We start from the raw sequence: 16,013 nt of genomic DNA, 5'->3' as shown, positions 1-16,013 counted from the left end.
TCTCCTGAGGTTTTCTTATGCCAGTTTGATTGGAAATGTCAGTGTGAAAAAAAGTAGTACTGGAAAAAAAGAAAAATATTTATACACTAAGAAATTGAATATATTCAACATTTGAACTCATATCCAAAATTATTTCAATATTTATACATAATAATGCTTGTTTTATGAAAATTTCATGCTATAATAAATTCATTGAAAAAAGCATTCAAAATAGGAGGAAATAGGATGAAAAAGATTACCGGCTTAGTTATGACATTAGTAGCATTATTTACTTTAGCAGCATGTGGTGGAGGCAGTGATAAAACAGCTGATTCATCAGGTGCTAAATCAGAGGATCAATTAGCAGCAATTAAAAAGGCAGGGGTGTTAAAAGTTGCCACTTCAGCAGACTATGCGCCGTTTGAGTTCCATACCATGGTAGATGGTAAAGATAAAATTGTCGGTGCTGATATTGATTTAGTTAATGAAATTGCCAAACAATTAGGAGTTAAAGCTGAAGTATCCGATATGAGCTTTAACACCGTCTTAGCTTCACTAAAAGAAGGAAAATCAGATATTGCCATTTCAGCGATATCTGCGACTAAAGAACGACAAGAACAATTTAACTTTACCGATAACTACTACAATCCACCACAAGTAGTGATTATCAATAAAAAGAACGAAAATAAATTTACAAGCTTAGATGCGTTAAAAGATAAAAATGTCGGTGCACAAAAAGGTTCGATTCAAGAAGATGTTGTAAAAACACAAATCAAAGATGCAAAACTTGTTTCAATTGAAAAAGTGCCGAACATGGTAATTGAAGTAAACAGCGGTTCATTAGATGCAATGGTTGTAGAAAAAACAATTGCGGAATCTTACGTACAACAAAATCCTGAATTAATGATTGCTAATATTGATTTGAAGGCGAATGAAGATGAAGCATTTGCAATTGCTTTACCAAAAGAAGGCAGCGATAAATTACAAACAGAAATCAATAAAATCATCAAAAAGTTAAATGATGAAGGCAAGATTGATGAGTATGTTAAACAAAATCATGAATTAGCCGAAAAATCAGCTGAAGAATAGAGGAAACAGGTTTTGAACTTTTCTTTTTTAGATAAATATTTATCTTATTTCGTTTCTGGTGCAGGAATCACCGTTATTATCTCATTAGTAACAGTTTGTTTAGGAACGTTGATCGGCCTAGCTATGGCTTTGTTAAAACTTTCTAAACACAAACCTTTAAACTGGTTAGCAAATATTTACATCGAAGTGCTTCGCGGCACTCCGATGCTATTGCAGATCACAATTGGATTTTTGATTTTGCAAAGATTCTTTCCTTCAAGTGATCTAAATGTGGGTGTACTGACAGTTGGCTTGAATCGTTTGATCCCAGGTATGATTGTTTTATCTTTGAACTCGGGTGCCTATGTTGCGGAAATCATTCGTGGTGGGATTACTGCCGTGAACTTTGGCCAGACAGAAGCAGCACATTCATTAGGTCTGCGACCAGCCCAAACGATGCGTTACGTGATTTTACCACAGGCCTTGAGAAACATCTTACCACCGTTAGGAAATGAATTTATTACTTTAATCAAAGATTCATCTTTGCTTGCTACGATCGGAATTAATGAATTAATGGGTTCTGCTCAGATTGTTGTCTCAAATTCTTATATTCCATTAGAACCATTAATTGTTGCGGCGGCAGTTTATTTTGTGATGACCTTCATCACTTCTCGCTTAGTGAATTTATGGGAGAAAAAACTTGGAAAAGGGTATCAGAGATAAGGAGCAGAGGTGAGCAGGATGACAGAAGCGTTGATTCAAATTGAACATTTAAATAAAAAATTTGGTGACAATGAAGTTCTTAAGGATATATCAGCAGAGATTATTCCTGGTGAAGTTGTCGTGATTATTGGACCATCTGGTTCAGGCAAGAGTACTTTCTTGCGTTGTGTTAATTTATTGGAAGTTCCGACGTCTGGTACAATCCGATTCGAAGGAACAGATATTACAGATAAAAAGAATGATATTTTTAAAACACGCGAAAAAATGGGAATGGTTTTTCAACAATTTAACTTATTTCCAAATATGACAGTCTTAGATAATATTACGTTGTCACCAATAAAAGTAAAGGGTCTAGCAAAAGCTGAAGCAGAGAAGATCGCAAAGGAACTGTTAAAAAAGGTCGGTTTGTCTGAAAAAGCAGATGCCTATCCACAATCGCTATCTGGTGGACAACAACAACGGATCGCCATCGCACGTGCATTAGCGATGCAGCCAGATGTTATGTTGTTTGATGAACCAACTTCGGCACTTGATCCTGAGATGGTCGGGGATGTGTTGGCAGTTATGCAGCAGTTAGCAAAAGAGGGGATGACGATGATGATCGTTACCCATGAGATGGGCTTTGCCAAAGAAGTCGGCGACCGCGTGATCTTTATGGATGGCGGTATCATCGTGGAAGAAGGAACACCTGAGGATGTTTTCGACCATACAAAAAGTCCTCGAACGATCGATTTTTTATCAAAAGTATTATAAGATTAATGAGACTAGGCAGAGAAAGCCTAGTCTTTTTTTAAACCTTTGTAGTCAAATGTAGAGTTTTCAAAAAAATTGCGTTATAATCAGGTTTTGTAGAAGTATAAATAAAGTTATAGGAGTTGCCATGTTAGATAAATACAAACCAACGTGGATGGTCGAAGCCATTTATCAAATAACCCCAGAGCAATTGAAGGCTCATGGATTCAAAGCAGTTCTGACAGATTTAGATAATACTTTGATTGCTTGGAACAATCCTAATGGAACCAAAGAGCTAATTGATTGGTTAAAAATGATGGATGAGGCAGGAATTCCTGTGGTCGTTGTTTCAAATAATAAGGCTAGCCGTGTTGCAAAAGCATTAGAAAGCTTTCAATTAGACTTTGTTGCACGAGCAATGAAACCATTTTCGGTGGGAATTAAGAATGCTCAGCAACAATTAGGTGTTTCGAAAGATGAAATCGTCATGATTGGAGATCAAGTGATGACAGATATTCGTGGAGCAAGCGCAGCAGGGATTCGAAGCATCTTAGTGCGCCCGATTTTAAATACGGATGGCTGGAACACTCGAATTAATCGTTTTTTTGAACGTCGTGTAATGCATGTTTTATTGCGCAAAGACCCTGAGATGAAATGGAAGAGTGAATTATAAATGGAAGAAGAATTATTTTGTATTGGTTGTGGCGCTAAGATTCAAACAGAACATCCCAATGATTTAGGCTACACTCCGCTTTCTGCTCTAGAAAAAGGGTTAGCAAATGGGGAAGTTTACTGTCAACGTTGTTTCCGTTTGCGTCACTATAATGAGATTCAAGATGTCTCATTGACGGATGATGACTTTTTACGTTTATTAAATGAATTAGGAAAAGCAGACGCGTTGATTGTGAATGTGGTGGATATCTTTGACTTTAATGGCTCACTGATTCCAGGAATGCATCGATTTGTTGGGGATAACCCAGTTTTATTAGTCGGTAATAAAGTTGATTTATTGCCTAAGTCGCTAAAACGGGGAAAATTGACCCAATGGATGCGAGAACGCGCTCATGAGGAAGGATTACGTCCAGTGGACATTTTGCTAACAAGTGCGCGTAAAGCAAATGAAATGTCTAACTTATTAGAAAAAATCGAAGAGTATCGAGATGGACGAGATGTTTATGTAGTTGGTGTGACAAATGTTGGAAAGTCAACATTGATTAATCAAATCATTAAGCAAACTGCTGGTGTACAAGATTTAATCACAACATCTCAGTTTCCAGGGACTACTTTGGATAAGATCGAAATTCCTTTAGACGATGGGCACTATCTATTTGATACACCGGGAATCATTCATCGTCATCAGATGGCGCATTATCTTGGGAAAAAAGACCTGAAGATTATTGCACCTCATAAAGAAATTAAGCCTAAAGTCTATCAATTAAATGCTGGACAAACACTATTTTTAGGTGGGTTAGCTCGATTTGATTTTATTCAAGGAGACCGAGCGTCATTCGTTGCCTATGTCGCAAATGACATTGAACCACACCGAACAAAATTAGAAAAAGCGGATGCATTTTATGAAAAACATGTCGGAGGGTTACTGCAGCCTCCTCGACCAGATGAAGTTGAGGATTTTCCAGAATTGGTTCGTTTTGAATTTTCTATCAAAGAAAAGACTGACATTGTTTTTGCAGGACTCGGCTGGGTGACTGTATCGAAACCGGCTGTTGTAGCTGGTTGGGCACCGAAAGGCGTAGATGTTTTGACCCGTAAAGCACTGATTTAAAATCTATTATCCGAATAAGGGGAGTATTAATGGAATTAAGAGGAAAACAAAAGCGTTTCTTACGCAGCAAAGCGCATCATCTACAACCAATTTTTCAAATTGGAAAAAATGGGATTAATGATGCAGTGATCATTCAAATCAATGAAGCATTGGAAAAAAGAGAATTGATCAAGATCAATTTATTACAAAATACCGATGAGATCGCAGAAGATGTGGCGCATGTGTTGGAAGAAAAAATCAATTGTAAGATCGTCCAAATTATTGGGCGTGTCTTGGTTTTGTACAAAGCTTCAAGCAAAGAAAAATATCAAAAAATCTCAAAAGAAGTTCAAGGGATTTAATCATCATTTTTTAGAATAATGAGGGGGAGTAACTGTTGTATCAAGATGTCTTAACGATTCCAAAAGTCAAACCAATGACGGATGCTACAATGCCTAAAAAGCAGGTGGGCTTACTGGGTGGTAATTTTAATCCGATTCATAATGCACACTTAATGATTGCCGAACAGGTCGGACAAAAAATGGGATTTGATGAAGTACATCTGTTGCCAAGTTATTTGCCGCCGCATGTAGATGAGAAGAAAACGATCGATAGTAAGCATCGATTGGCGATGGCTAAATTGGCGATTGAAGATAACTCTTTTTTATCAATAGATACAAGAGAGCTTGTTCGTAAAGGTAAGAGCTATACGATTGATACGATGTTAGAAATGACTACTGAAAATCCTGATACCGAATACTATTTCATTATCGGCGGGGATGAAGTGGCTTATCTACCAAAATGGCATCGTATCGATGAACTAGTTCGAATCGTCAATTTTGTAGGGGTAAAACGTTCAGGTTTTTCCTCAGAAAGTCCGTACCCAATCATTTGGGTTGACGTACCAGAAATTCAATTGTCGTCTTCTTACATTCGAAAACAGGTGAAACAAGGTTGTTCGATTCGTTATCTTGTACCTGATCGGGTGCGGGAATATATCTCGGAAGAAGGACTGTATCTTGATGAAATATAGCGAAGAGTACACAGCTTTAGATCGAGAGTCACTGATGCAAGCTGTTCAAATGCGTATGAGTGAACGTCGTTTCAAGCATGTTTTAGGAGTTGAAGAAACAGCTATTGCTTTGGCAGAACGCTTTAGCGCCTCACCAGAAAAGGCAAGTATTGCTGCACTGACACATGATTATGCGAAAGAGCGTTCCGACGAAGAATTCCAACTGGCAATTGATCAAGGTGATTATGAAAACAAGATCGATTTGTTAAAGTACGGCAATGCTATCTGGCATGGTCTTGTAGGTGCGGATTTTGTGGCTCGGGAACTCAAAATTACCGATGAAGAGATATTAAATGCTATTCGGTTGCATACTACGGGAGCAGCAGAAATGACGTTACTAGATAAGATCATCTATGTAGCAGATTACATTGAACCAGGTAGGCAATTTCCAGGAGTAGAAGACGCGCGTGTTATCGCATTTAGCGATTTAAATCAGGCTGTTGCTTATGAAACGAAACATACACTGGCTCATCTAATCGAAAGTGAAACGCCAGTTTATCCTAAAACGATTGAAACGTATAATCGTTGGGTAGCTGGAATACAGTAAAATAAATGGACATGCTAGAAAAATTAGTTTATTAAAGGATATGAAATAAGGAGGAGAATCATCATAGATAGTAAAAATATGTTAGAAATTGCCGTGAAGGCAGCTGACTCGAAACGAGCAGTTGATATTGTGGCATTAAATGTCTCAAAAGTCTCATTATTGGCGGATTATTTCCTGATTTGTTCAGCAAATTCAGATCGTCAAATCAACGCAATTGTTGATGAGGTCATCGATAAAGAAGAAGAAGCACAAGTAGAAGTGAAACGCGTCGAAGGAAAAGATGGTGGGAAATGGGTCCTGATCGATCTAGGGGATGTGATTGTTCACGTCTTCAGTACTTCAGAACGCGAATTTTATAATTTAGAAAAATTATGGTCAGATGCTCCGCTTGAAAATATCGAGGCTTGGTTAGACTAATGGCTTATGAAACATTTGCCTTTGTTTACGATGAAATAATGGATGACTCTTTATATCAGCAATGGTTGGATTTTTCATTGCGCCATCTGCCAAAAACGACATACCAGGTCTTAGAACTAGCTTGTGGAACTGGTGCGTTAGCCGTTGAATTTGCCAAAAATGGTTTTGAAGTGACGGGCTTGGATCTGTCTGAAGAAATGCTGACATTAGCAAGTGATCGTGCGACCCAAGAAGATGTTTTTATCAATTGGATTGCTGGAGATATGCTGGATCTAACTGATATTGGAAAATATCAAGCGGTGACCTGTTTTTCAGATTCGCTTTGTTATATGCAGGACGCGACGCAGGTTAAACAAGTTTTTGAGGGTGTATATGATTTGTTAGAATCCTCAGGAACATTTATTTTTGATGTTCATTCAACATATCAAATAGATGAAATTTTTCCTGACTATAGCTTTCATGATCAAACCGATGATTTTGCTTTTCTATGGGATAGCTACTCGGGTGATTTTCCTCATAGTATTGAACATTTTTTGACATTCTTTGTTAAAAGAGAAGGTGAAATGTTTGAACGTATCGATGAACTGCATAAGGAACGGACATACCCATTAGAAACATACCAGAAAATGTTGAGTGAGGTTGGCTTTAAGTTTGAAGTCTTTGCGGACTTCAAAGATGAGGCACCGAGCGAAACAAGTAAACGTTGGTTTTTTGTCTGTCAAAAATAGCCGAGAGCAATCTCGGCTTTTTTGTGAATTTATTTTCTTTACGTAGTAAAATAAAACGGAAAAGGAGGATCAATATGCGCAGCTGTGGAATCGTAGTAGAGTACAATCCCTTTCATAATGGACATCGGTATCATGCTGAAAAAGCACGAGAATTAAGTGGTGCTGATGTAGTGGTAGCGGTTATGAGTGGAAACTTTTTGCAGCGTGGGGAACCAGCAATAATTGATAAGTGGACGAGAACAAAGACAGCTTTGCAAAATGGGGTTGATCTCGTGGTGGAACTGCCCTTTTCATGGGCAGTACAATCTGCAGATTATTTTGCTAGGGGCAGTATTAAGTTGTTGCAAGCTTTAAAATGCGATACGTTATGTTTTGGTACGGATAGTGATTCTTTTTTTGATTACGCGAAATACGGACGTTTCTTTATCGAAGAGAAGCAAGCGATTGATCAGCTTTTCCATGAATTACCTATTGGATGGAGCTATCCAGAAAAAATGGCTGAAGTTGTTTCTCGTTTGTATCCACAAACGCAAGCTTTTCCTCCTAACCATATTTTAGGTTTAAGTTATGCCAAGGAGAACGCAACTTATGCGCAACCAATGGAAATTTTTCCATTAGCGCGTAAAGACCAGGGATACCATGATGAAAAGTTAGTTATTAATCAATTTGCAAGTGCTACAGGAATTCGACAAGCTGTTTTGGCTGGAGAGGATATAGCAGCTTTCGTCCCAAATGAAATACAAGAAGAATTGGAAAAAACGCATGTTACCTGGGAAGATTTCTGGCCATATTTAGATTATCAGTTGCGAGCTAATTCTTTGGATAGTTTGAAGACAATTTATCAGATGAAGGAAGGCCTAGAGCATCGCTTAGTTGAGCGGGGGAGTAATAACTTTTCTGCTTATCTAAAAGAAATCAGCACAAAGCGTTATACGCAGCCACGATTGCAGCGCCTTTTAACTTATGTTTTACTCCAAGTCAAGGAAGCTGAAATAAAAACAGAGCAGAAAGATTCAATGCTTCATATTTTGGGTTTTACTAAAAAAGGGCAATCCTACTTAAATAGCAAGAAAAAGCAATTCACTTTACCGGTAGCGGCAAAAATAGGACAAAAAGAAAAAGAGCAGCATTTCTTAACTTATCGTGCAGATCAAATTTATCAATTAATCCACCCTGAAGAACAAACGATTGGACGATTTCCGATTCGAGTATAAAAAATACTTTGCAAAGCGCAAGTGAGTCGTTATAATGAGAAAGTATGAAATTAACGAAAGAGAAGTGAAAACATGGGACGTAAATGGGCGAATATCGTAGCGAAGAAAACTGCGAAGGATGCAAACAACAGTAAAATTTACGCTAAATTTGGAATTGAGATTTATGCAGCTGCAAAATCAGGTGAACCTGATCCGCATGCTAATCAAAAGTTACGTTTCGTTATTGAACGCGCGAAAACGTATAATGTACCAAAGCATATTATTGATCGAGCAATTGAAAAAGCCAAAGGTTCTGGCGATGAAACGTTCCAAGAATTACGCTATGAAGGTTTTGGTCCTAACGGCTCAATGGTAATTGTCGATGCACTAACCAACAATGTCAATCGGACAGCTTCAGATGTTCGTGCTGCCTTTGGTAAAAACGGCGGGAATATGGGCGTCTCAGGTGCAGTTGCTTATATGTTCGACAACACTGCGCTATTTGGCTTTGCCGGGGAAGATGCTGATGAAATTTTAGAATATTTAATGGACAAAGAGATTGATGTTCGCGATGTAGTAGATGAAGAAGGACAGATCATTGTCTATGGTGAACCTGAAGATTTCAATGCCATCCAAGAAGCTTTGAAGGAAAAAGGTATCACAGATTTCTCTGTGGCAGAAATGCAAATGATTCCTCAAAATGAAGTGACATTAACCGGGGATGATTTGGAAAAATTTGAAAAGATGATTGATGTGTTGGAAGAGTTAGAAGATGTTCAACAAGTTTATCACAATGTCGAATTAGATGATTAATAGTAAAAGGACCAGAAAGAATAAATTTATTCTTTCTGGTCCTTTTTAAATCCGGATTATTGAGCTTTTTCTACGGAAATCCTGTTTTTAAATTTCAGAAGTTACTGATTCTTGTTTATACAAGTTTTCTGGAATCATTTCCAATAAAGGACTTCTTTCGCCGATGACTAGTAAGTTTAATTCGTGCATGGCGCGCGTGCAAACAGTATACAAAATTAACTTATCTTGTTCAGTATGATAGTTTTCAGGCGAGATATTCCAAGCGTAGACACGGTCAAATTCTAGTCCCTTTGCTAGATAAGTAGGGATGATGATTAAACTTTTTTTCATGAAGTCTTCCTCATCGGTTAGTAGTTGAACACGGTCTTTTTGCTCGGAAGTTAATTGATCATAGAGTGCTTGGCATTCTTCCACCGTTTTAGCGATAATGGCTGTTCGCCAGTATTTTGCTAATTCTGCGGTTTCTTCGATCTGATGAATTAGTCCGTCGATCATCTGACGAGACTCATTCGCGTAGTATACCTTCGGAAGATCACCAACACGGGCAGTCAGCTCCACGCGATTCTCTTGTGTTAGGAATTGATTCGCAAAGTTCGTAATTTCTTCTGTTGAACGATAGCTTGTAGTTAATTCAAAATGAGTCAAAGACTGATCGGGGAAAATTTCCTCTAATGAATGAACCATACTCTCATTTCCAAAGACCTTTTGATTTAAGTCACCACATAAAGTATACGTTGCTTTGGGATATAAATGACGTAGTAACGCGACTTGTGCAGGGGAGAAGTCCTGCATTTCATCAATAAATATAAAGCGGGCTTTTTGTTTCACGTCTAGCGGATGGATGGATTTCATCAAAAGGAACATCAGTGTACCATCTTCCAAACTAATATCCTTTCGTTTAAAATCATTTCGTAACTCTTCAAGCATCGCTTTCCAATTTTCTTCTGTCAATTGGTAGTGAGTCAATAGCTGCTTCGGTACATTTTGCAAGAAATGCAGATATTGTTTGGCGTAATTAATAAAACCAAATCGATTGATCATTCTGCGAATCGGGCGCATTTTTTTTCGTACGACCTTTTGAGCCATCTGACGGCGTAAACGACGTTCAGCTTTTTCCGAGTCTTCCATATCGGGATTGTTAATAAATACGGCATCCACTAACTCATCTGCTGCTTTCTTTGCCCAATCCTTCTTCATTTCATCTTTTTCCAGTCCGCTGATTTTCTTTAAAAGTTTGACCTGCAACAACTGCATTCGTTGATACATCGGAAGGTCTGGGTTTGCTTCTTGATACCAATTGCGGATTTGCTTCTTAGAAATCAATACTTCCTGATTTAATTTAAGATCTCGAAATAGTGGTCCGAATTCAGTGATACGTTCGACATAGTTGTACAATTCTTGAACGATTGCAAAGCTGCTTTTCGCGCGTAATACGCGATCATCTTGTCCAGAAAGGAAAACTTCTTCATGACTCTCTTCAGTATGAATCTGATAAGTCGGAAGCAGTGCAGTTAGAAAAGTTTTGAATGTTTCAGTCGGAATCCCACTTTCTCCAAGAGAGGGTAGAACAGTAGAAATATAATCAGAAAAAATATGGTTAGGGGAGAATAATAAAACCTGTTCATTGTCTAACCATTTGCGATTGTGATACAGCAGATATGCCACTCGTTGAAGCAATGCAGAAGTCTTTCCGCTTCCAGCGATTCCTTCTACGACTAGAACCTTACTTTTTGTATCGCGAATAATCTCGTTTTGCGAACGTTGGATTGTGGCTACGATATTTTTCATGTGATTCGAGGAGGCTTCGTCTAAAATCTCCAACAAAAAATCATCGTTAATCGCTTCTGATGTATCGACCATTGATAAAAGTTGTCCTTCACGAATTTTAAATTGTCGTTTTAATAATAATTCGATCGGAATAATTGCATCATGGGCTTCATAATGGGTTTGACCCAGTGTTCCTTCGTAATAGAGATTCGCAATTGGTGCGCGCCAATCTATGACCACGGTTTCTTCTTGTGCATCCCGTAAAGAGGCAATGCCCAAATAAAGTGTTTCAGTTTCTTGGTCTTCTTTAAAATCAATGCGGGCAAAATAAGGATTCTCCCTCATTAATCGTAGCACTCTTTGGCGTTTTTCTTGTGAAGCCAAGGATTGATAACGTAAAAGTAATTCAGCCTCGTGCTGCCGAGTATCAGCCATTGTTTCTGCCAAGGCTTCGAAAGAACCACCTTGAATTCTTTGTCCTGCATTTTCTAACATATCGGTATCGAATTTTGCTTTAGTTTCTTTCTTTTGGTTGTCCAAAAATGCTATTTCTTGTTGAATCAAAGTACTTGTCTGTTGGATGTGCTCTTGTTCGTACTCTCTTGCATTCATTGAGCATCCCCCTTTGTTTTTCCATTAACTGTTTATAACAGCATAATAGTATAGCACATAAGGGGAAAGAGAAGCAAAGGGCTCGTTTGAGTTAATACATGCTAGGACTATTAGGCATTAGAGTAGAAAAGCGATAGAATGATTGTGAGCTAAACAACTTTTAAGGCAAGAAGAACATCTATAAATTTTCCTTGATAAAAGTTTATAGATGTTCCTCATTAGGGTATTAAGTTTTTCTAGACAGGGTCAACTAATTTTTTTGAAAGCTATAAATATTTAGTTTGCTCCATCAAAAGCTTTTTGAATTTGATCTAAATTAATTTTTTTCATTTTATACATTTCTTGCGTTGCGCGGCGAGCTTTTTCAGTATTAGAATCATTGGTCCATTTTAAGAGATTTTTATTGACTGTTTGCCAGTAGACCCCATAGCGATCTTCCATCCAACCACATGGCCATTCCTTGCCACCGTTCGTTATAGCATCCCAAGCTTGATCAATATCTGACTGATCCTTAAAATAGAAATAAAAAGAGTTCGCCATTGTAAACGTAAAATCATGTTTTTCTGGGCTATCCATGACAATCAAGTCGTGTCCACGCAATTGGATGCCAGAAGCTCGTAAACGGTCTTCTTTTCCTTTGATGACAAAGGTTTGCTTTCCACCAAAGACAGAGATCCATTCATCAATTGCCGCTTGAGCCATGCCGAAATTTTCGTTAGCAAACATGATACAGGGAGTAATAGTTTGTAAGTTTTCCCCTAAGCGAACCTGCCATGAGAACCCATAACGATCGTTTGTCCATCCAAATTTTCCCAGCTCAGGATAATCTGAGAGGGGCATCAATGTTTTCCCATTTTGATTGAGGTGCTTCCATACTTTCTGCAATTGATCCTCATGTTCACAGTTGACAATGTAAGAAATAGCAGGGGTGGGGGTGAAAACATCACCGCCGTTCAACAAAAGAAATTCGGAGCCTGCTAATTCTAAAGTAATAGTTAGTAAATCACCGATTTTCCCATGCTCATCTGTAACATAACGTGTTTGATCGACGATTTTACTATCCTCAAAGATTTTTGTATAAAATTCGGCAGCTTCGTCAATGTGTCCGTTAAACCAAAGACAACAACCAAATTGCTGTTCCATGGAGTTTCATCCTCTCTTTAATAAAGATTGATATGCCAAATTACGCCATATTGGTCTTTAACCATGCCATATAATTTTGCCCAGAAAGTTTTCTCAAGTGGTAAAAGGACAGTTCCCTTCTCTGTTAGTTGCTGAAAGATTTCTGATGCTTCTTCTGTAGTATTCGCATTAAACACCAAAGCCACATTATTTCCAACGATTATTGGAGGCGCCATACTCTCAGGACTGTCTGAGAACATAACGTTTGTATCATTGATATTCAAATTGGCATTCAACACTAGATTTTTGATACTATCATCAATCGGATGTTCATCATCCTGGGGCATTTGGCCAAAAGTCATTATTTGAGCCGGTTCTGTTTTAAAAACTTTTTCGTAAAAGGCGATTGCTTCTGTAGCTTGATTTTTGAAATGTAAATAGATATCCATTGAGATTTCCTCCATTCTTATCCCCTTACTTTATCACGAAGAAAGGGCTATCAATAATGATTTGACTCATTGAAACTAAATATCTTATTTTTAAAGTACAGGAGTGTAGAACATTTAATCGTGGAACATATAATGGGCTCTTGCCATCTGCTGTAACATCTTTTTTGGTAAAATATGATAAAATGAAGCGACGAAAAAATTTAAAATTAAGGGAGCGATTCATTATGCCGTTCGTACACATTGAATTAGTTGAAGGAAGAACTGAAGAGCAATTAACTAAAATGGTTGAAGAGGTAACAGAAGTCATCTCAAGAACTGCCGGAGCACCAAAAGAAAATATTCATGTCATTATTAACGAAATGCAAAAGGGCAAATATGCGCAAGGTGGTAAATGGAAATAATTATTACTATTTAGACTTGCATTTCAAATCAATAAGTGTTTATAATGACCTTATAATTGATTGATAAAGAAAGACACCTGAACTTGAAGGCTGTTTATTAGAGAGGAAAAGCTTGGCTGAAACTTTTCCAGATAAGCGCAAGGGATGACCACTTTCTGAGACTTCTGTAAAAATGCAGAAGCGGATAGCGCCGTTATCGCTTGTGAGGGACAGGAATTCTGTCCAAAGATTAGGTGGAACCACGTTTATTCGTCCTAGTACCGATTTCGGTACTAGGGCTTTTTTTATCAATCAAAACGAATAAGGGGGACTATAGGATGGTAAAAATTTCATTTCCAGACGGATCAGCAAAAGAGTTTGACAACGGTATTACTGGCTTAGAGATCGCAAAAAGTATTTCTAGTTCATTAGCAAAAAAAGCATTAGCAGTTGTTGTAAATGGTGAGTTGGAAGATTTAAACCGAGCAATTGAAGAAGATGCGGAATTAAAAATCGTGACTGAACAAGATGAAGAAGCTTTACCACTTGTTCGTCATTCAAGTGCACATTTAATGGCACAAGCGATTCGTCGTTTATTTCCAAATATGCATTTCGGTGTAGGGCCAGCAATTGAATCTGGCTTCTATTATGATACTGATAATGGAGACGGGGAACAAATCAGCGAAGAAGATTTCCCGGCAATCGAAAAAGAGATGAAAAAAATCATCAAAGAAAATCTGCCGATCGAACGCAAAGTAATGAGTCGTCAGGAAGCGTTAGATTTCTTCAGTTATGATCCATACAAAGTAGAATTGATTACAGATTTGCCAGAGGATGAAGTAATCACTGCTTATACGCAAGGTGAATTCACCGATTTATGTCGCGGGCCACATGTGCCTTCAACAGGTAAAATCAAGATTTTCAAATTATTATCAGTAGCTGGTGCTTACTGGCGTGGAAATTCTGATAATAAAATGATGCAACGGGTTTACGGAACAGCCTTCTTTAAACAAGCAGATCTTGATCATTTCTTAAAAATGCGTGAAGAAGCGAAAGAACGTGACCATCGTAAACTTGGTAAAGAATTAGATCTATTCATGATCTCGCAAGAAGTTGGTTCAGGATTACCTTTCTGGTTGCCAAAAGGCGCGACAATTCGTCGTATTATTGAACGCTATATCGTTGATAAAGAAATCTCAATGGGCTATGAACATGTTTATACTCCTGTATTAGCAGATACTGGTTTGTACAAAACATCTGGTCACTGGGATCATTACAAAGAAGATATGTTCCCAATCATGGACATGGGAGACGGCGAAGAATCATTAGTATTGCGTCCAATGAACTGTCCGCACCATATGATGATTTATAAAAATCATATTCACTCATACCGTGAATTACCAATTCGTTTAGCTGAACTTGGAATGGATCACCGTTACGAAAAATCTGGTGCTTTATCTGGTTTACAACGGGTTCGTGAAATGACAATGAATGATGCGCATATCTTTGTTCGTCCGGATCAAATCAAAGAGGAATTCCGTCGTACGTTAGACTTGATCTTAGAAGTTTATAAAGACTTTGGTTTTGAAGATTATCGCTTCCGCTTAAGCTATCGCGATCCTGAAAATACTGAAAAATATTTTGATGACGATGCGATGTGGGAAAATTCTCAACGTTTATTGAAAGAAGTTATGGATGAATCTGGTTTTGATTATTTTGAAGCGGATGGCGAAGCAGCGTTTTATGGTCCTAAATTAGATGTCCAAGTTCAAACGGCTTTAGGAACTGAAGAAACATTGTCGACGATTCAATTTGACTTCCTATTACCAGAACGCTTTGATTTATCTTATATTGGTGAAGATGGAAAAGAACATCGTCCAGTCGTAGTACACCGTAGTGTTGTTTCAACGATGGAACGTTTCACTGCTTACTTGATTGAACAATATAAAGGGGCTTTCCCAACTTGGTTAGCACCAGAGCAAGTAGCCATCTTACCAGTATCACCTGAACATCATGGCGATTATGCGTATGAAGTGAAAGATCGTTTGGTTCGTGAGGGTGTCCGGGTTGAAGTTGACGATCGTAATGAGAAACTTGGCTATAAAATTCGTCAAGCTCAGACACAAAAAATTCCTTATCTATTAGTAATCGGTGATAAAGAAGTCAATGATGCAACAGTGAATGTTCGTCGCTATGGTAGTGAGGAACAAGAAGTACAAGACTTAAATCTGTTTGTTGAGTCGATTAAAGCAGATATTGATAACATGAGTCGCAATTAATAATTTTCCGGTGAGTTCGCTCACCGGTTTTTTTATTGTAGATCAATTAATCAGTCTTTCTACAGAAATTCGTTAATATAATCAGTTAAGTCAAAAAAAGATTCATTTGTGGAAAACTTTTTAAAGAAAATGCATAATACCCGTCTTTTTAATTTCGAAAGTTTTCCACAATTGATTGCTGAATAGAATGTTTCACAGGAATGGTTTTTTTCTGTAGGCGAAAATCCATATTTGAAGCTAAATTTATCCCTGATGAAAAAAATAATCCTCTCCTCGTGAAACACATAGCGATTTAATGCACTAAAGAATTGGAAGTTCTTAAACTATAGTAAAGGAACTACGAATAATCCTTTTGAAAAAACACTTTTTC

General features: G+C 37.8%; 17 protein-coding genes. 14 read left to right on the top strand and 3 right to left on the bottom strand.

The window, feature by feature from the left end:
* The first annotated feature begins 225 nt into the window (after window positions 1-225).
* From IGI44_RS10905 to IGI44_RS10850, 12 genes are all read left to right on the top strand, one after another.
* A complete protein-coding gene (locus IGI44_RS10905; protein ID WP_438787756.1) occupies window positions 226-1,068 on the top strand; it encodes a transporter substrate-binding domain-containing protein in 843 nt (280 codons plus the stop codon).
* 12 nt (window positions 1,069-1,080) lie between these two features.
* Complete coding sequence (locus tag IGI44_RS10900) at window positions 1,081-1,770, top strand: amino acid ABC transporter permease (RefSeq protein WP_438787755.1); 690 nt, start codon at window positions 1,081-1,083, stop codon at window positions 1,768-1,770.
* 18 nt (window positions 1,771-1,788) lie between these two features.
* A complete protein-coding gene (locus IGI44_RS10895; RefSeq protein ID WP_438788978.1) occupies window positions 1,789-2,523 on the top strand; it encodes an amino acid ABC transporter ATP-binding protein in 735 nt (244 codons plus the stop codon).
* Window positions 2,524-2,650: 127 nt separating this feature from the next.
* A complete protein-coding gene (locus IGI44_RS10890) occupies window positions 2,651-3,175 on the top strand; it encodes a YqeG family HAD IIIA-type phosphatase (RefSeq protein WP_438787754.1) in 525 nt (174 codons plus the stop codon).
* Window positions 3,176-4,285 (top strand): ribosome biogenesis GTPase YqeH, encoded by a 1,110-nt coding sequence (gene yqeH, locus IGI44_RS10885; RefSeq protein WP_438787753.1) that lies wholly within the window; start codon window positions 3,176-3,178, stop codon window positions 4,283-4,285.
* 29 nt (window positions 4,286-4,314) lie between these two features.
* The gene (gene yhbY, locus IGI44_RS10880) at window positions 4,315-4,626 is read left to right on the top strand and encodes a ribosome assembly RNA-binding protein YhbY (RefSeq protein WP_438787752.1); all 312 of its coding nucleotides are present in this window, start codon (window positions 4,315-4,317) and stop codon (window positions 4,624-4,626) included.
* A gap of 35 nt (window positions 4,627-4,661) precedes the next feature.
* Window positions 4,662-5,297 (top strand): nicotinate-nucleotide adenylyltransferase, encoded by a 636-nt coding sequence (locus IGI44_RS10875; protein WP_438787751.1) that lies wholly within the window; start codon window positions 4,662-4,664, stop codon window positions 5,295-5,297.
* The gene (gene yqeK / locus IGI44_RS10870; RefSeq protein WP_438788976.1) at window positions 5,287-5,883 is read left to right on the top strand and encodes a bis(5'-nucleosyl)-tetraphosphatase (symmetrical) YqeK; all 597 of its coding nucleotides are present in this window, start codon (window positions 5,287-5,289) and stop codon (window positions 5,881-5,883) included. The genes IGI44_RS10875 and yqeK overlap by 11 nt, the downstream gene beginning before the upstream one ends.
* Before the next feature lie 60 nt (window positions 5,884-5,943).
* Window positions 5,944-6,300, top strand: a complete 357-nt coding sequence (gene rsfS, locus IGI44_RS10865) for a ribosome silencing factor (protein ID WP_438788974.1) — start codon at window positions 5,944-5,946, stop codon at window positions 6,298-6,300.
* Complete coding sequence (locus tag IGI44_RS10860; RefSeq protein ID WP_438787750.1) at window positions 6,300-7,028, top strand: class I SAM-dependent DNA methyltransferase; 729 nt, start codon at window positions 6,300-6,302, stop codon at window positions 7,026-7,028. The genes rsfS and IGI44_RS10860 overlap by 1 nt, the downstream gene beginning before the upstream one ends.
* Before the next feature lie 74 nt (window positions 7,029-7,102).
* On the top strand, window positions 7,103-8,242 hold the full coding sequence (locus IGI44_RS10855) for a nucleotidyltransferase (protein ID WP_438787749.1): 1,140 nt from the start codon (window positions 7,103-7,105) through the stop codon (window positions 8,240-8,242).
* 72 nt (window positions 8,243-8,314) lie between these two features.
* Window positions 8,315-9,034, top strand: coding sequence for a YebC/PmpR family DNA-binding transcriptional regulator (locus IGI44_RS10850; RefSeq protein ID WP_438787748.1), 720 nt, complete (start codon window positions 8,315-8,317; stop codon window positions 9,032-9,034).
* 87 nt (window positions 9,035-9,121) lie between these two features.
* Here the strand turns inward: IGI44_RS10850 and helD are convergent, their stop codons facing one another.
* The 3 genes from helD to IGI44_RS10835 form a co-directional block, all read right to left on the bottom strand.
* Window positions 9,122-11,413 (bottom strand): RNA polymerase recycling motor HelD, encoded by a 2,292-nt coding sequence (gene helD, locus IGI44_RS10845; protein WP_438787747.1) that lies wholly within the window; start codon window positions 11,411-11,413, stop codon window positions 9,122-9,124.
* A 276-nt stretch (window positions 11,414-11,689) separates the two neighbouring features.
* Window positions 11,690-12,556: a VOC family protein gene (locus IGI44_RS10840; protein WP_438787746.1), complete on the bottom strand. Its 867-nt coding sequence runs from the start codon at window positions 12,554-12,556 to the stop codon at window positions 11,690-11,692.
* Window positions 12,557-12,573: 17 nt separating this feature from the next.
* Window positions 12,574-12,984, bottom strand: coding sequence for a VOC family protein (locus IGI44_RS10835; RefSeq protein WP_438787745.1), 411 nt, complete (start codon window positions 12,982-12,984; stop codon window positions 12,574-12,576).
* 224 nt (window positions 12,985-13,208) lie between these two features.
* On the opposite strand from IGI44_RS10835, the gene IGI44_RS10830 reads away from it, so the two are divergent.
* Together IGI44_RS10830 and thrS are read left to right on the top strand one after the other, a co-directional pair.
* On the top strand, window positions 13,209-13,385 hold the full coding sequence (locus tag IGI44_RS10830; protein WP_438787744.1) for a 2-hydroxymuconate tautomerase: 177 nt from the start codon (window positions 13,209-13,211) through the stop codon (window positions 13,383-13,385).
* 317 nt (window positions 13,386-13,702) lie between these two features.
* Entirely contained in the window at window positions 13,703-15,643 is a 1,941-nt protein-coding gene (thrS, locus tag IGI44_RS10825) for a threonine--tRNA ligase (RefSeq protein WP_438787743.1), read from the top strand.
* Window positions 15,644-16,013 lie beyond the last annotated feature (370 nt).

The organism is Enterococcus sp. DIV0756 (genome assembly GCF_051710745.1).
In the GTDB taxonomy this organism is placed as follows: domain Bacteria; phylum Bacillota; class Bacilli; order Lactobacillales; family Enterococcaceae; genus Enterococcus_A.
Note: the sequence above shows the minus strand (reverse complement) of the source record. Positions and strands in the feature narration are given on the sequence as shown.